The sequence below is a fragment of the Campylobacter majalis genome, assembly GCF_905120465.1.
GTDB lineage: Bacteria > Campylobacterota > Campylobacteria > Campylobacterales > Campylobacteraceae > Campylobacter_A > Campylobacter_A majalis.
Genome location: NZ_CAJHOF010000015.1, coordinates 19291 through 35583, shown reverse-complemented (window position 1 = coordinate 35583; position 16293 = coordinate 19291). Strand labels below are relative to the sequence as shown.

Here is a 16293-nt window from a genome sequence, read left to right as displayed (position 1 = left end):
TTATAGCTTGTTGCTTGATTCAATCACGCTTTTAAAAATTGATGAGTTTCTTTTGTATGCGTTTGTTACGGCACTCATCATTGTTTGATTTTTGCTTAATTCGCTTGTTTCTACATCTAAATCAACAGTATTTGCGTCATTTCTAGCTGTGTGTCCATCACGCAAAAATATATTATAAACTCCAGTTTTAGGAAATTTAACCGCTTCAAAGTGTGCTTTGTCTGTTTTTGCTAGTTTTAGTTCTTTGTTTTTTGATTTATTGTAAATTTCAGCTTTTTTTGCCCTTAATTCACTCTCAAAATTTATATCTCTAGCTTTATAAAATGGAGTATCAATATTGGCAAGGTTGCTTGCAATCATCTTTTGTCTTAACCCTCTAGCACTCATAGCTTTTGATAAAAGTGGTGCTGATTTTGAGATTTCTAAAACAAACATTACCAAATTCTCCTTATTACTTAACTAGACTTAGACTATACAAGCAAATTTCGTTCCATTATTTGCCTATTTGCTCTATTCTTTCAACATCTTTTTTAAATCTATCCATTTTGATACCGCCTATATAGTATTTTACGCCAAATTTTCCAGTATTATTATCTGTTAATATTTGATAATATCCATCTTTTAAAAGCACCTTAAATGGTAGTGCTATCTCGCTTGTATAGCCTATATCACGCACTATCTGCTCTGCTAGTCTATCGTTAAGCTTAATATCGTTTGTTATGAAATAATAAGCATTGTATTTTTTAACAAAATCACTTACAACATATTCATCTGTTACGTTTTCAAAATGCGTTAAGCCTATGATGTTAAATTTATCTTTATTGTCTATTTGATACTGCATAATCTCAGGCGCTTCTTTTTGGCATGGAGGGCAAAATGTGCCAAAAATATCTAGCATCAGATACTTGTCTTCTTGTCCTTTTACGACAAAGCCACCATTTTTACGCACTAGTGTTAATTTATTTTTCATCACGCCTTTTAAAACTATCTCTTCACCATCGTTAAATTCTTTAAAATTTTTAATTCTTGCTAGAGTGTCTGAGCTTTCTTCTTGGTTGCATCCTGTTAGCAAGAACATAAAAGATATTAAAAATGCCAAAATTTTTTTCACTCTTTATCCTTATTGTTGAAATTTATTAAAATTTTTCATAGCTGATTTGGCTTCTAAATCAGCTTGTTTTTTCTTTAAAGTTTCGCGTTTGTCATGTAAATTTTTACCCTTTGCTAGTGCAACACGCACTTTAAATAAATTTTTATCGTTTAAGTATATCGTTAAAGCAATTAAAGTGTAGCCATCGCGAGTAACTGAGCCAAAAAGCTTGTCAATTTGTTTGCGATGCATTAGAAGTTTCCTAGCTCCCCTTTCGTCAGGGCGGTAGTGCGAGTGTGTGGTGGCAAGGTGAGCAATGTGTGCGTTTAGTAAAAATATCTCGCCACGTATTATACGCACAAAGCTATCTTTTAAGTTTGCACGTCCCATTCTTAGGGCTTTTGTTTCGCTTCCTTTTAGCACAATGCCTGCTTCGTAAGTTTCTATTATGCTATATTCATGCAAAGCTTTTTTATTTTTAGCTATCTCTTTCATTTTTTTACCTTAAATAGCGTTGAGCCACTTCCGCTTAAAAACATATCTTTATACTCTGAAATTTTAGGATATAAACTAATGCAAGGTGCATATAGATCGTTTAGTGTGTCTTGGTTAAATGTGGCTAAAATTTCATCACTTTTCATTTTGCTTAATTTTTTAGCTAAATTTACGTCTATTTTGTGCATAAAATTCGATCTAAATTGCTTATAAACGCTTGGCGTATCGCAAAAAATTTCAGGTGTGAAAATTTGTAATTGTGGCACATTATCATCAAATTCATTTACTATTTCACCGACTCCACTGACATCAGCACTATTATAATCATACACGAAAAAACTAACATCAGAGCCTATTTTAGCTCCTATTTTAGCCAAATCATGAGTGTTAATTTTTAGATTTAACTTCTCATTTGCAAGGCGTAAAAAAGTAGCGGCATTTGAGCTACCGCCTCCTAGACCAGCCCCCATTGGTATGCGTTTTGTTAAGATTATTTTGTGCGATTTAAAATACTCATCCAGTTCGTTTTTGTATCCAGATTGCTTTAGGATATCTAATGCCTTTAGTATAATATTGCCCTGTATGTTTATGTTTGATTTGATTTCAAAATTTTGGCTTGGCTCAAATTCTAACTCGTCATAAAGCGGATAAAATTTAACAAATCGCGATGAAAGCTCATGATAATCGCCTCTAGTGCCAGTTATTTTTAGATATATATTAATTTTAGCGTAACTTTTCATTTTAATTTTTTAGATAATTCGCTTACATCAGCTGATAGTTTTGTTGCTTCTTTATTGGCATCTTTTATAACGTTTGCTAGTTCGCTTCGTAAAATCATCATATTTTTTGGTGCTTCAATTCCTAGTTTTACAACGCCTTTGTTGATGCCTACAACTACGATTTTAATATCATTGCCTAGTAAAATTTCTTCGTTTTCTTTTCTTGATAATATTAACATATTTCTACCTTGTTTAAACAATATTTAACTTCATTATTTTGGACTAGAATAATACTAAAAAATTTATCATATTTTAGTAAATACTTGCCATTTTGTTTAAATTTTAGCTGTGAAATTTCGATGTTTTTGCCATCTAGAATGTTTGAAATTTCACCACTATACTCATTTAATGGCAAATTTAAAACTTCAATTGGGTCTAAAAAACGCTCATTATCATATCTAAACTCACCTTCACTAACTCTGTGAAGTGCAGATAGTGTCGCATTTACGCCTAATTTTTTCGCTAACAAATTAGCATATGAACGCACATATCCGCCTTCGCTTAAGGTTACGCTAAATGTTAAAAAGGGATGACAATATGATAGTATCTGTGACTCATATACGTGCATTTTGGTCGCTTTTAGCTCAAACTCAACTCCACGTCTTGCTAGATCGTATGCACGTTCGCCATTTACGTGCTTTGCACTATATTTTGGCGGCACATACTCTATATCGCCTAGCAAAAAACTTCTTGCTATCTCGATACTACTTAAAACAAATGGCTTAACTGTCGTAATTTCGCTTATATTTTGATTGTCCATGCTTTGACTTTTTACACCTAGCCACATAGTTGCGATATATGTTTTTTTGCCTTTGTCAATGTAGTTAAATAGCCTTGTGTAGTTACCAAGAGCTACGATTAAGCAACCACTTGCAAATGGATCAAGTGTGCCTGAAAAGCCAGCTTTTTTTACTTTATATTTGCGTTTTATACGGCTTAAAAAGTGGTTTGAGCTAATTCTTGCTGGTTTATTTGCAACAAAAATCGCATTTTTAACTTCGCTCATCCAACCGCCTTAGTAACGAAGCTTGACATTATCTCTTTTGTGTTTCCGCCAAAATTTATACTTAATTTAAACTCTTTTTTGACTTTGCTTACGGCTGTAACTCTTCCTATGCCAAAAATTTTATGCTTAACCAAATCGCCTTTTTTAAACTCATTTGATTGTTCTATCACGAGTGAGCCTTGCACTAATCCAGCTTCGCTTAAAAATCTGCTTTTGTTTAATTTTGTTCGCTGTCCTTTGTAAAAACGCGACATAGCGTGGCTTAAAACCAAAGATTTTTTGGCTCTGGTAATTGCAACATATGCTAAACGCCGCTCCTCTTCTATATCGCTACCATCGCCAATAAGTGGGAAAAACCCCTCTTCAAGTCCTATAACAAATAGATGCTCAAACTCAAGTCCTTTGCTTGCATGCACGCTCATGATGCTAATCATCTCATCACTTATGCCATCAGCCTCGCTTGTTAAAGTAAGCTCATTTAAAAATTCTTCAAGTTCAAAGCTTGGATTTTGTTTAATATTGTCTTTTAATAAAGCGTAAAATTCATCGATATTTGCAGCTCTATCAGAGCCATCAGGCAAACTCTCGTAATATTTTCTTATAGCAAAAATGCTTTCTAATTTATCAATTAGCTCGTATAAATTTTCTAACTCGCTTAACTCTTTTAACCCATTAGCAAAATCGTTTAATGAAGTTTTTATTTTTTTACTAAATGCCTCGTCGTTTTCATCAATGTTTTGCATGGCTTCAAATAGTGAAATTTTAGCATCAAATGCTATTTTTTCGAGCTTTTCTAGACTTACTTTGCCAAGTCCTCTTTTTGGGCGATTTATAACTCTACGCACCGAAAAATCATCATTTTGATTTGTTACAAGTCTTAAATAGCTTATGATATCTTTAATCTCGGCTCGTTCGTAAAATTTAACACCACCGACCATTTTATATGAAATCGCTTCTTTGTTTAAGCCTTCTTCTAAAGAGCGTGAAAGTGCATTTATGCGGTAAAGAATCGCAATTTCTGGTGCTTTAACGCCACTTGCTAGTAGTTTTTTTATCGCTTTTGCTATTTTTGCCGATTCTGTGCTTTCATCGATGCTTTCATATACTTGTATTTCGCTTCCGTCGCCTTTTGTGCTAATTAAATTTTTACCAAGGCGACCTTTGTTGTGATCAATTAGCTCGTTTGCTGCTTTTAAGATCGGCGTTGTTGAGCGATAATTATGCTCTAGACGGACGATTTTTGTGTTTTTAAACTCATCTTTGAAATTTAAAATATTTTCTATCTTTGCACCACGCCAACCATATATGCTTTGATCATCATCGCCGACTACACAGATATTTTCATGTGTAGTGCAAAGCTTTTTTAAGAGTTTATATTGAAGATCGTTTGTGTCTTGATACTCATCAACCATGATATATTTATAGCGGTTGGAAATTTCTTGTGCTAAATCGTGATTGGTATTTAAAATTTTATATGTTAAAACAAGCAAATCGTCAAAATCAACTAAATTATTGCTTAGTAAGTATTCTTCGTATTTTTTATACACTTGTGCGACTTTTTGATAAAATCCATCTTTGCCTTTTTCGCCAGTTTCTAAACTGGCTAGTTTAATCGCATCATCTACGCTTAAAAGAGAATTTTTATAGTTTGATATCTCATTTGATAAAGTTGATGTTGGTATCGGACTTTCAAAGCTTTTTAATATGCGTTTTTTATCATCTGTATCTATTATGATAAAGTTATTTTTTCGTCCAAGTTTATCTATGTAAAATTTTAAAAAAAGCAAACCAAATTTATGAAATGTGCAAAGTAGGGGTGTAAAATTTCCTACATTATTTAGTAGTTTTATAGCACGAGTTCGCATCTCATTTGCTGCTTTATTTGTGAAAGTAAGAGTTAGGGTGTTTGCTGGATCAATGCCTACTTCACCTATTAGATAAGCTAGCCGCGTGGTTATAGTTTTTGTTTTGCCACTACCTGCACCCGCAAGTATAAGCATAGGTCCATCTATGTGTGTTGCGGCTTGTTGTTGTGTCTGGTTTAAGTCATTTATAAATTTATCCATTTTGTAACTTTGATATGAATTTCTCTTGATTTTATCTAAAAAATCTTAAAAAGCTAATTACGAGCAAAAATAGGCAAAATTTACCTATTTTTGATTGATTTGAGTTTTTATCTTGTGATATAGGCTTAAAATTTCAGCTTTTTTTGTGATAAAGCTATTTTTGTTTGCGATTAAATATGCCGAGCTTTGCATGATTGTTTCGGCTACTTTTAAGCCATTTTGCTTCATAGTTGTGCCAGTTTCTACTACATCTACTATGGCGTCTGCTAGCCCTACAAGTGGTGCGAGTTCTATCGAGCCGTATAGCTTTATAATTTTTAATGCGATGGCCTTTTGTGAGAAGTAGTTTCTTGCAATATTTGGCATTTTGGTAGCTATTTTTAGCTCTGGACGAGTGTAGTCAAGAACATCTTGTTCTCTTATGCCAACGCATACTTTGCATTGTCCTATACGCATATCAAGCAACCTTACAACATCGACCTTATGCTCTTCTAACACGTCTAAGCCAACTATACCAATATCAGCAGCTCCTTCTGTGACGTAGGTTGGTATGTCTTGGTTTCGAACCATTAAAAACTGAAAATTTCCTTCGTCAAGGATTAGTTTTCTGTCTTCAAATTGAAAATCTAGTGCGAAAATTTTTCTAAAAATTTCAAGCGTTTCGTCAGCTATCCTGCCTTTTGGTAGAGCTATTTTTATCAATTTATATCCTTTTTTGCTTTATTAGGTTTTGCATTGACCGAAAGACTAAATTTTTATCATATATGGCATTTTTAAAAAATTTTGATAAAAATTGACCATCGCCACCTGTAAAATAGACATTTTTATCACGTGCTATATCGCTTATGAGCGTCACAATTGGCTTAACGATGCCATAACTAACTGCATCAGTAGTGCGTTGAGGTAGCGCATCTAGTGCTATTTGTGAGTTGATTGGTAATTTTAGGCGTGGTGAGATATTTTCATATGCTTTTAGCATGTGAAAGATCCCAGGCAATATGTATCCGCCAAGATGTTTGTTATTCATCATCACATCGACTGTGATTGCACTACCAGCATCGACAATTACACCATCTTTGATACTATGGCAAACGGCTATCCTATCCACTCCAAGTCCTTGATAAATAGTGTCTAGCTCAAAATATGGCTCAAGATCGATGAAATTTTTACTATCTTTTAGTCTATTTTTTGTCTCATCATTTACACAAATATAGTAAATTTTATCGTTTGTTTTATATTCTTTAAACTCATCTAGCTTCATTTTGGATATTACGCCATCATTGCAAAATGTGGCGTTTGTGTTTCCTATGTCACATAAAATCATGACATTTCCAGCTAGTGTTTTTTAGTTCATTGATGGCTTTTAGGCATATTTGTGAGTTGTAAAAAAACATTCGTTTTTTGATGTTGGTATTAAATTTTTCTTCATATTTTTTGCATAACTCATTTAGGCTAATTGCATCTTTGAGTAAAAATCTAGATTTTGCATCTCTTATAAAAATTATATTATAAAAACCTTTTAAATCTATACCAAAATAACCACTTAAAACGCGAGACTTGCTAAACTCAGCAATTTCAAGCGTTTTAAGATTTTTTAAAAGTATTTTATTAGATTCAAAAATTTTTAACGTCTTAGCATCCATTAATCAAACTTCATAAATTCATCATCATAATAAAAACTATCTTTTGATATAAAGCTTTTATCTTGTATCTCACTACTTAATTCAATTATTTCGTGTGAATTTAAATTTAGATCTGTTTTTATTAAATATCCTGTTTTTTCAATAATGTTTAGTTTGTTATTGTAAATTAGAGCGTCAGAGAATATCGCAAATTTAAAATAGGCACTCGCTAACTCTTCTAAGTCTAGATTTGTTTTTGTTACTAAGCCATCTTTTTTTAATATATATATATTGTGATTGTCTCTTACTATATTTTTAATTTCGGCTGAGTATTGACTAGTTTTTTGTGGGCTTACGACGATAATTTTCTTAGCAGTTGCTGCTATTAAATGCTCATCAACTACATCTAAAAATATAACATTGTTAAAAAAACTTTCAGAGCTGATTACTATATCTCTTAAAATTTGTCCATTTTTTTGTGTCACATATACTCTGCCATCTAGACTTGGATACAATATAATTGTGCTTAAAAAAATTGGTGCTGCAACTCGTGAGTCAATTGCATAAATTTCGCTTGATTTATACTGCATTAGTGTCTGTGCGTTATGTAGGTCTAGCAAATATATATTGTTTGAAGCACTAACGGCTGCTATTAAGTTATTTTCTAAAGATGCTGAAACTATGGCCGATGAAAAGCTTTTGTTAAAAATAGTGTCGCCATTGCTGTCGCTTATGTTTAGTTCGCCATTTGTATTTGCTGATATTATATTGCCATCATACTCACCTAAAAACACAAAACCGTCTTTTAGTTTTATTTGAGAATTTAGCCCATTTTTTGTGATTATATTGCCATTTTTTAGTGTTGCTCCATTTGAAGTAGCGTATGATATTTTTGATGGCAAATTATGTGTTAGCTTTGCTTTTGCTGTTGTGCTTTCAGGCTTAAAATACTGCCTTTTTGTTCCGCATCCGCTTAGGATTAATACTAAAAATAGCACAAATAAAAGTGTAAATTTTCTCATTTTTTATATCCTTGGTAGTGTTGTAAATTCTTAACTATGCTTTGAAGTGCAGAATTGGCTGGAATTTTAGAAAATTCAACATTTGCTTCGTTTATTTTGTCTTGTAATAGTAAATTATAACCATTAATAAGCGTATTGTAATCATCGCCTAATTCAGATTTTTCATTTAATGATAATTTAAAAAATTCTTTCAAAATTGAATCAATTGGCTCATCTATAAGCGATTTAATTGCCTCTGTGTCGTTGTTGTCACTAGAGATTTTATATTTATAAATGGCATAAAGCGATGGTGCTTTTTGTTTTAGTGTATTTAAAGCTTCTTTGTTGTTTGGATCTAAAATTAATTTAGAATATGCTTCATTTGCTTTGTTTATTTTATCGGTTTGAATTAAATTATTTGCAAAATATCCAATTAAACCTACAATAATTAAAGTAAAAAATGTGATGATTAGTTTTTTATTTTTTTTAAAAAATCTTTCACCTTTAATTATATTTTCTAAAAATTGCTCTTGTGCATTTAGTTCATCTTTAATGCTTTTTATATCGTCTTTTATAGCCAAAATTTTTCCTTTAAAATTAAAATTTAGACGCCAATTGTATCATAAATAAATTTAAAACATCACAAAATTAAAGATTAATTGTGTTATAATGCGTTACAAATTTAAATTTTAAGGTGAAATTTGTGCAGATAGATGATAAACTTTTAACCAAACTAGAAAAGCTTTCATCGCTACAAATTGGCGATGATAAACGCGAAGAAATAAAAAAACAACTAAGTGAAATAGTTTCATTTGTAGATATATTAAATGAGCTTAATTTAGACAATGATAAGGCTATGGTAAATATGACAAATGGTGCGACTTTATTGCGTGAAGATGTGATTAGCTCATCAAGCGTGATAGATGATACACTAAAATACGCTCCTTTAAGAGAAGGAAATTTTTTCGTGGTGCCAAAAATAATAGAGTAATATAAATGCCTAACTTAGCAAATCAATTAAACACCGATATACACTCGCTATTAAAAACCGTTGTTCATAATAAGGCCAGTGATTTGCATTTGGTTGTAAATTCTGAACCACAAATACGTATAGATGGGGTGTTAAGATCGCTTGAGTTAGGAAAATCAAGTGGTAGTGATATACAGCATTTGTGTTATGCGCTTATAACTGATGCTCAAAAACACGAGCTTGAAAGCAAAAAAGAGCTTGATTTTGCCGTTGAACTTCCAAATATTGGAAGATTTAGGGGAAATTACTATTATACTTCAAATGGTAAATTGGCTGCTTCATTTCGTATCGTTCCTATCAAAATTCCCACACTAGATGAGATAAGGGCTCCGAGTGTTCTTAAGGATTTGATTAAACATGAAAAGGGATTGATTCTTGTAACTGGACCAACTGGTAGCGGTAAATCAACAACTTTAGCAGCAATGCTAAACGAAATAAATCAAAATGAGAGAAAGCATATAATAACGATAGAAGACCCAGTTGAGTTTATTCATGAAAATAAAAAAGCTTTGTTTTCATATAGAAACATTGGTGCAGATACTTTATCATATGCAAATGCCTTAAAATACGCACTAAGGCAAGATCCAGACATAATACTTGTAGGCGAATTAAGAGACAAGGAGACTGTTGCTACAGCAATTACAGCGGCCGAGACTGGACATTTGGTTTTTGCTACCCTACACACAAACTCGGCGATTCAGACTATAAATAGAATTATAGATAGTTTTGATGGAAGTGAGCAAATTCAAGTAAGAAATATGCTTAGTGTATCGCTTTGTGCGATAATATCACAAAATTTAGTCCCAAAAGTTGGAGGTGGTAGAGTTGCCATGCATGAGATATTTGTTAATACTCCTGCTATATCTAACTTAATAAGAGAGAATAAAGTCCATCAAATTTATTCGCAAATGCAACTTAATCAAGCAAATACTGGCATGCAAACGCAAAATCAAGCATTAGCAAAGGCCTTTAAAAGTGGTATAATAACAAAAGAAAATGCAATGAGATATTCAACAAATATCCAGGAATTAACTAATATAATAGGAGTGAGTGTATGATGCAGACAATGCAGTGGTTTGATATAATCATCGTAGGGGTGGTACTAATTTTGGGTATCAAAGGTGCTTTAAATGGATTAATTAAAGAGGTATTTGGTCTTATTGGGCTTGTTGGTGGCTTAATTATTGCTAGTAGATTTAAAGATGTCGCTGCTAGTTTTATACAAGATAATGTTTATAGACTTGAAAATGTTGCATTGCTTGATTTTATAGCATTTGTTTCAACATGGTTAATTTTTTGGCTAGTTTGCTTGTTGATTGGAAAATTCTTGGCTAAGCTTGTAGGAGTAAGCGGATTGGGATTTTTGGATAAAATAGGTGGATTTATAGCTGGAAGTGGCAAAATTTTCTTGGTTTTGGCAGCGGTTTTGGCATTTGCTTCAACAACAAATCTTGATAGTAAAATTTCACCATACTTTAAAGATAGCAAGGTGTATCCGATACTGCTTGACGCTGGAAAATGGTTGGCAAATATAGATGTTAATGCTATAAAAAATAGCGTGGCAAACCAACAAAATAATATGCTACAACAAAATCCACAAAACAATGATGTAAGTATGCACACGATAATTCAAGCAGATGATGAGAGTAAAAAAATACAAATAACAATAGACAACAATATGACCGAAAAAATACAAGACGAATTTGAAAAATTTGTAACAGATGGTATAAAAATAATTGATGATAATAAAACACAAGGAGAAAATGATGGTAATTGAAAATTTAGAGTATGATGCTATACTTGAAAAATTTAAACGCATACTTCGTGATAATGGATTAAAATATACAAAACAACGTGAAGTCTTGATAAAAACGCTTTACAATTATGATGAGCATTTTACTCCTGAAAAATTATATTTATTTATCAAAGAGGAGTATCCTGAGTTAAATGTTGGTATAGCAACTGTATATAGAACATTAAATTTATTAGAAGAATCTGATATGGTAACTTCCATTAGTTTTGGTTCTCAGGGTAAGAAATTTGAGCTTGCTACAAAACCACATCACGATCATATGATATGTAGAAAGTGCGGTTTGATTGTTGAGTTTGAGGATCAAACCATAGAAAAAAGACAGATTGCAATAGCAAAAGAGCATGGGTTTAAACTTACTGGACATATGATGCAACTATATGGAGTATGTGAAAACTGTGCTAAAAATAATATAAAAGGTAAATAGTAGTGATTTTTGAGAATAAGCTTGAGATTCAAAGGCTTCAAACTGCCAATGAATTAAGACAAAATGGAATAAACCCATATCCACATTTTTTAAGACGAGATATGGATATAACTAAATTTAAGTTAAAATTTAGCCATATTAAAGATTTGGACGAGCAAAGAGCTGAACCAAGTCAGTTAGTAAGTCTAGCTGGGCGCATAAAGTTAATGCGTGATGCTGGTAAGGCTGTGTTTGCAAATATTGAAGATGAGAGCGGAAATTTACAGATATATTTTAGCAACAAAACACTAAATCCTGAATGGTTTGCAGTTGTAAAAAAGAGCGTAGAAGTAGGCGATATAGTATTTGTTCGTGGTTATGCTTTTGTAACAAGAACGGGTGAGTTTTCTATGCATGTAAGCGAACTAACTTTAGCATCAAAATCTATCTCATCTTTGCCTGAGAAATATCATGGACTAGTTGATATTGAGATAAGATATCGCCAAAGATATTTAGACATGATAATGAATCCAGAAGTTAGAAATGATTTTAAAAAACGTTCAATTATAGTAAGCACGATAAGAAGATTTTTTGAAGAAAAGGGCTTTTTAGAGGTTGAAACTCCAATGATGCATCCTATTGCTGGTGGTGCAAATGCTCGTCCATTTGTGACATATCATAATGCTCTTGGCGTAAATAGATATATGCGTATTGCACCAGAGCTATATTTAAAACGCTTGATAGTTGGTGGGTTTGAGGCTGTTTATGAGATGAATAGAAATTTTCGTAATGAAGGAATGGATTTAACTCATAATCCAGAATTTACCAGCATTGAGTTTTACTGGGCGTATCATACATATCATGATCTTATGGGTGTTACTGAAGATTTGCTTAGAACTATTATAGATAGGCTTGGTATGGAGCAAATTGTTGAATTTGACGGCACGATGATAGATTTTTCTAAGCCATTTGCTAGAATTTCATATAAAAAAGCATTGATTGAAATAGGTGGATTAGATCCAGAAATCATAAGCGATAAAGATAAAATTTTAGAAAAATTAAGATCTGATAATTACGAAGCAAATGAAAATTTAGATCTAGGACACCTTCAAGCGGAGTTGTTTGATAACTACGTGGAAGACAAATTAATAAATCCGACATATATTATTGATTTTCCTATCTCTATAAGCCCTCTTTCTCGCAGAAGCGATAAAAATCCTGAAATTGCTGAGAGATTTGAGTTGTTTATAGCTGGGCGTGAAATAGCGAATGGTTTTAATGAGTTAAATGACCCAGTAGATCAATATAATCGCTTTGTCGAACAGATGAAAGGCAAAGAAAAAGGTGGCGATGATGAGGCACATGAGATGGATGAAGATTATGTAAGAGCACTTGGTTATGCTATGCCTCCAACTGCTGGCGAAGGCATAGGCATTGATCGCTTGGTTATGCTTTTAACAAACAAAAAGTCCATTCGCGACGTTGTGCTTTTCCCTGCAATGAGACCGCTTAAAACTGAAACAAAGGAGAGCAAATGAGCCTAGAAAATTATGACAAAGAGATTTTTGACTTAACGCAGCTTGAATTAAAAAGACAGTGCGATCATTTAGAAATGATTGCAAGTGAGAATTTTACCTATCCAGAAGTTATGGAGGTCATGGGCTCGATTTTAACCAATAAATACGCCGAAGGCTATCCGTTAAAACGCTACTATGGTGGTTGTGAATATGTAGATGGAATTGAACAAATTGCTATTGATAGGTGTAGGGCGTTATTTGGATGTGAGTATGCAAATGTCCAGCCAAATTCTGGCTCTCAGGCAAATCAGGGTGTGTATGGTGCGTTGCTTAATCCTGGTGATAAAATTTTAGGCATGGATTTAAGTCATGGTGGCCACTTAACTCACGGTGCCAAAGTGAGCAGTTCTGGTAAAATTTATGAAAGCTTTTTTTATGGCGTTGAACTAGATGGCAGAATGAATTATGAGAGAATTTTAGATATTGCCAAGATCGTAAAGCCAAAAATGATAGTTTGTGGAGCAAGTGCTTACACAAGAGAGATAGATTTTAAGAAATTTCGTGAAATAGCAGACGAGGTAGGTGCAATTTTGTTTGCTGATATTGCTCATATAGCTGGACTTGTTGTTGCTGGTGAGCATAATAATCCATTTCCTTATTGTGATGTTGTAAGCTCAACTACTCACAAAACTCTTCGCGGTCCTCGTGGTGGCATCATAATGACTAACAATGAAGATTATGCCAAAAGGATAAACTCATCAATTTTCCCGGGCATTCAAGGCGGTCCTTTGGTGCATGTTATTGCTGGTAAAGCAGTTGGTTTTAAACATAATTTAAGCGATGAATGGAAAATTTACGCCAAGCAAGTCAAAGCAAATGCTAAAATTTTAGGCGAAACATTAGTAAGACGCGGATATGATTTAGTAAGTGGTGGCACCGATAATCATCTTGTGTTAGTTAGTTTTTTAAACAAGGAATTTAGTGGCAAAGATGCTGATATTGCATTAGGAAATGCTGGAATAACTGTTAATAAAAACACAGTTCCTGGTGAAATTAGAAGTCCATTTATAACAAGCGGTATTCGTATAGGCAGTCCAGCCTTAACTGCACGAGGCATGAAAGAGAGTGAGTTTGAGCTGATTGCAAACCGTATAGCTGACGTACTTGATGACATTAATAATCAAAGCGTCCAACAAAAAGTAAAGGCCGAATTAAAAGAGTTGGCACATAAATTTATAATATATGATAAGGCGATGTTTTAATGCAAAGTATAGATACAGCACTTATAAAAATGATAACGAGTCACTACTATATCAAGCGTGATACAATCGTAAATAAAATAGAATATAAAGGTAAGACATTTTTTGACAAATTTGAAAAAGTCAATGAAATGTTAAATTATAAAGTTATAAATGCACACGAAGAAGGGAAAATAATAGCTGCCCACTCTTTGATTAATGCCTTTGATAAAGTTGAAAATATTGTCTTTGATTATAATGGCAGAACTCCTGAACGATTTTGGCATAGGGCTCAACTTTTGCTTCGTGAAGAAGGCTTTATAAATTTTACGGCCTATGAGAGCAAAACACCAGGTCATTTGCATTTATACGTTCATAAGGGGCATACAACGCTACATGAAGCATATCAATTAGCAAATATGCTGAGTATGAAGTTATCTCAAAAAATGGCAAGAGAGTGGAGAATGTTTCCGACTTTGGAAATGCCAAAAGAATTTAATATTTTGGCACTGCCTTATAGACTGTATAAGAAAGAGCGTGGAGCTAGTTGGTCAAAACATATGTAAGGGTAAAAAATGCAAACACAAAACGAACTTAAAGATATACTTTTAGACAAAGAAGACGATATTAAGAGTGCTAAAATAAAGAAGCTTTTGGTGACAATTGCTGCTTTTAGCATATTATTCTTGGTTGTAATAGCGGCAATGAAGATACTAAATACAGATGATAATGTTGCCAATAATGATATTGATTCTAGGCTTATTTTGCCACCTATACCAGAAACAAGCGATCAAAATAGTATTGCACCAATAGTAAAAGATGAAAAAAGACAAAGCGATCAGCTTTTTGAACAAGTTCCAATAATACCTGAAGAAAAAGCTCAAGATGATTTTGAAGAGATGGTAAAAAAGCTAAAAAATAAAGAAACACCAAAGCCTGATGCAAAAGAGGAGACAAAACCGATTGTTGTCGAAAAACAAACTGTGCAGCAAGAAAATATAGCTCAAGCATCCAAAGAGCAAGAGGTGAAAAAATCTGAAATAAAACAGCAAGTGGCCCCAAAATCTGAAGCACCAAAGCAAATACAGACTACACAAGCACAAAAACCAGACACAAAATCAACACAAAACAAAACCGAGACAAAACCAGCCGTGGCTACACAGTCTGGCACAAATGCTACGCCAGGAACTTATGTTCAAGTTTCATCTACTTCAAAACTTGACCCAAACTCTACTGAACTTAAGAAAATTCTTTCAAAGGGTTATACTTACAAGACACTAAAAGTGGGAAATACATATAAAATTCTTATCGGTCCATTTGATAATTCAAAACTGCAAAGTGAGTTATTAAATATAAGAAAAGAGATTAGAAGTGATGCGTTTGTTTATAGGGTTAAATAAATGAAGTATTTCGCAGTTATAGGCGATCCAGTATCGCATTCTATATCGCCTATATTGCATAATATGGCTATTTTTGAATTAGGACTGGATGCAGTATATACACGTTATCATTTAAAAAAATCATCAGAGATTATTAATGCTTTTATTTCATTAGGTCTAAGTGGTGCTAATGTGACAATTCCGCACAAGGAGTTTGCATTAGCACTATGCGATGAAGCGTCAAGTATGGCAAAAAATATAGGCTCTGCAAATACTCTTGTTTTTAAAAATAATAAAATTTATGCTTACAATACCGACGGACTTGGATTTTTAAAATCCATTAGCGATTTTAGCGAAATTAAATCAGCCTTGGTGATTGGAGCTGGTGGGACGGCAAAAGCAATAGCATATATTTTAAAGCAAAATTTTATTGATGTTGAAATTTTAAATCGTTCTTTAGATAGACTAGAGGGTTTTAAACAAGCTTATGAGTGTTACACATGGAATGATTTTTTGCCTAAAAATTATGATTTGGTCATAAATACCACATCAGCTAGTTTAAGAGACGATCTTCTTCCGGCACCCATTGAAATTTTAACACCAATTATCAGCTCTTCAAGGTATGCATTTGATGTAATTTACGGCAAAACTACACCATTTTTGCATCTTGCTATACAAAATAATTTAGTTTGCAAAGATGGACTTGATATGTTGCTACATCAGGCAGTATTGGCATTTAATCTATTTTTTGATAATGATTTGGACGAATATGAGATACAAAAAGCTATGCAAAAGGCATTAAGATTGTTATAAATGAAATTTACTAAATATTGGCGAATTTATTTTTTGGAGTA

Annotated in this window: 21 protein-coding genes; 9 read left to right on the top strand and 12 right to left on the bottom strand. The window is 33.0% G+C overall.

The annotated features are described in order from the left end of the window. The 12 genes from flgB to LQU93_RS07560 all read right to left on the bottom strand — a co-directional run bounded on the left by flgB (window position 1) and on the right by LQU93_RS07560 (window position 8640). Window positions 1-435, bottom strand: coding sequence for a flagellar basal body rod protein FlgB (gene flgB, locus LQU93_RS07615; protein ID WP_229933286.1), 435 nt, complete (start codon window positions 433-435; stop codon window positions 1-3). Window positions 436-493: 58 nt separating this feature from the next. Further along, entirely contained in the window at window positions 494-1111 is a 618-nt protein-coding gene (locus tag LQU93_RS07610) for a thioredoxin domain-containing protein (protein ID WP_229933285.1), read from the bottom strand. Between the two features lie 9 nt (window positions 1112-1120). Continuing rightward, complete coding sequence (gene smpB / locus LQU93_RS07605) at window positions 1121-1585, bottom strand: SsrA-binding protein SmpB (RefSeq protein WP_229933284.1); 465 nt, start codon at window positions 1583-1585, stop codon at window positions 1121-1123. After that, a complete protein-coding gene (locus LQU93_RS07600) occupies window positions 1582-2325 on the bottom strand; it encodes a 4-(cytidine 5'-diphospho)-2-C-methyl-D-erythritol kinase (RefSeq protein WP_229933283.1) in 744 nt (247 codons plus the stop codon). Before LQU93_RS07600 ends, smpB begins: the two co-directional genes overlap by 4 nt. Further along, complete coding sequence (gene csrA, locus LQU93_RS07595) at window positions 2322-2543, bottom strand: carbon storage regulator CsrA (RefSeq protein ID WP_229933282.1); 222 nt, start codon at window positions 2541-2543, stop codon at window positions 2322-2324. Before csrA ends, LQU93_RS07600 begins: the two co-directional genes overlap by 4 nt. Continuing rightward, window positions 2537-3370, bottom strand: coding sequence for a tRNA pseudouridine(55) synthase TruB (gene truB, locus LQU93_RS07590; protein ID WP_229933281.1), 834 nt, complete (start codon window positions 3368-3370; stop codon window positions 2537-2539). The genes csrA and truB overlap by 7 nt, the downstream gene beginning before the upstream one ends. Beyond that, complete coding sequence (locus tag LQU93_RS07585) at window positions 3367-5436, bottom strand: ATP-dependent helicase (RefSeq protein ID WP_229933280.1); 2070 nt, start codon at window positions 5434-5436, stop codon at window positions 3367-3369. Before LQU93_RS07585 ends, truB begins: the two co-directional genes overlap by 4 nt. Window positions 5437-5520: 84 nt before the next feature. Next, window positions 5521-6138 (bottom strand): ATP phosphoribosyltransferase, encoded by a 618-nt coding sequence (gene hisG / locus LQU93_RS07580; protein WP_229933279.1) that lies wholly within the window; start codon window positions 6136-6138, stop codon window positions 5521-5523. Between the two features lies 1 nt (window position 6139). Further along, window positions 6140-6760 carry a type III pantothenate kinase gene (locus LQU93_RS07575; protein WP_229933278.1) on the bottom strand — a complete coding sequence of 207 codons (621 nt, stop codon included), beginning with the start codon at window positions 6758-6760 and terminating at the stop codon, window positions 6140-6142. After that, complete coding sequence (locus LQU93_RS07570; RefSeq protein WP_229933277.1) at window positions 6747-7079, bottom strand: hypothetical protein; 333 nt, start codon at window positions 7077-7079, stop codon at window positions 6747-6749. Before LQU93_RS07570 ends, LQU93_RS07575 begins: the two co-directional genes overlap by 14 nt. After that, window positions 7079-8080 (bottom strand): PQQ-like beta-propeller repeat protein, encoded by a 1002-nt coding sequence (locus LQU93_RS07565; RefSeq protein WP_229933276.1) that lies wholly within the window; start codon window positions 8078-8080, stop codon window positions 7079-7081. Before LQU93_RS07565 ends, LQU93_RS07570 begins: the two co-directional genes overlap by 1 nt. Further along, window positions 8077-8640 (bottom strand): YfgM family protein, encoded by a 564-nt coding sequence (locus LQU93_RS07560; protein WP_229933275.1) that lies wholly within the window; start codon window positions 8638-8640, stop codon window positions 8077-8079. The genes LQU93_RS07565 and LQU93_RS07560 overlap by 4 nt, the downstream gene beginning before the upstream one ends. A 122-nt stretch (window positions 8641-8762) precedes the next feature. Here LQU93_RS07560 and gatC point away from each other — a divergent pair, with 122 nt between their 5' ends. Genes gatC through LQU93_RS07515 form a run of 9 tightly spaced genes read left to right on the top strand, consistent with a single transcriptional unit; the run spans window position 8763 to window position 16252 of the window. After that, the gene (gene gatC / locus LQU93_RS07555) at window positions 8763-9050 is read left to right on the top strand and encodes an Asp-tRNA(Asn)/Glu-tRNA(Gln) amidotransferase subunit GatC (protein ID WP_229933274.1); all 288 of its coding nucleotides are present in this window, start codon (window positions 8763-8765) and stop codon (window positions 9048-9050) included. Window positions 9051-9055: 5 nt separating this feature from the next. Continuing rightward, window positions 9056-10147 carry a type IV pilus twitching motility protein PilT gene (locus LQU93_RS07550; protein WP_229933273.1) on the top strand — a complete coding sequence of 364 codons (1092 nt, stop codon included), beginning with the start codon at window positions 9056-9058 and terminating at the stop codon, window positions 10145-10147. Next, entirely contained in the window at window positions 10144-10866 is a 723-nt protein-coding gene (locus LQU93_RS07545; protein ID WP_229933272.1) for a CvpA family protein, read from the top strand. Before LQU93_RS07550 ends, LQU93_RS07545 begins: the two co-directional genes overlap by 4 nt. Then, window positions 10856-11326, top strand: a complete 471-nt coding sequence (locus LQU93_RS07540; protein WP_229933300.1) for a Fur family transcriptional regulator — start codon at window positions 10856-10858, stop codon at window positions 11324-11326. The genes LQU93_RS07545 and LQU93_RS07540 overlap by 11 nt, the downstream gene beginning before the upstream one ends. Window positions 11327-11331: 5 nt before the next feature. Continuing rightward, entirely contained in the window at window positions 11332-12843 is a 1512-nt protein-coding gene (gene lysS, locus LQU93_RS07535) for a lysine--tRNA ligase (protein ID WP_229933299.1), read from the top strand. Further along, complete coding sequence (locus tag LQU93_RS07530; protein ID WP_229933271.1) at window positions 12840-14084, top strand: serine hydroxymethyltransferase; 1245 nt, start codon at window positions 12840-12842, stop codon at window positions 14082-14084. The genes lysS and LQU93_RS07530 overlap by 4 nt, the downstream gene beginning before the upstream one ends. After that, the gene (locus tag LQU93_RS07525; RefSeq protein WP_229933270.1) at window positions 14084-14626 is read left to right on the top strand and encodes a DUF1882 domain-containing protein; all 543 of its coding nucleotides are present in this window, start codon (window positions 14084-14086) and stop codon (window positions 14624-14626) included. The genes LQU93_RS07530 and LQU93_RS07525 overlap by 1 nt, the downstream gene beginning before the upstream one ends. Window positions 14627-14635: 9 nt before the next feature. Then, a complete protein-coding gene (locus LQU93_RS07520; RefSeq protein WP_229933269.1) occupies window positions 14636-15460 on the top strand; it encodes an SPOR domain-containing protein in 825 nt (274 codons plus the stop codon). Beyond that, window positions 15461-16252 carry a shikimate dehydrogenase gene (locus LQU93_RS07515; protein WP_229933268.1) on the top strand — a complete coding sequence of 264 codons (792 nt, stop codon included), beginning with the start codon at window positions 15461-15463 and terminating at the stop codon, window positions 16250-16252. The last annotated feature ends 41 nt before the right edge of the window (window positions 16253-16293 follow it).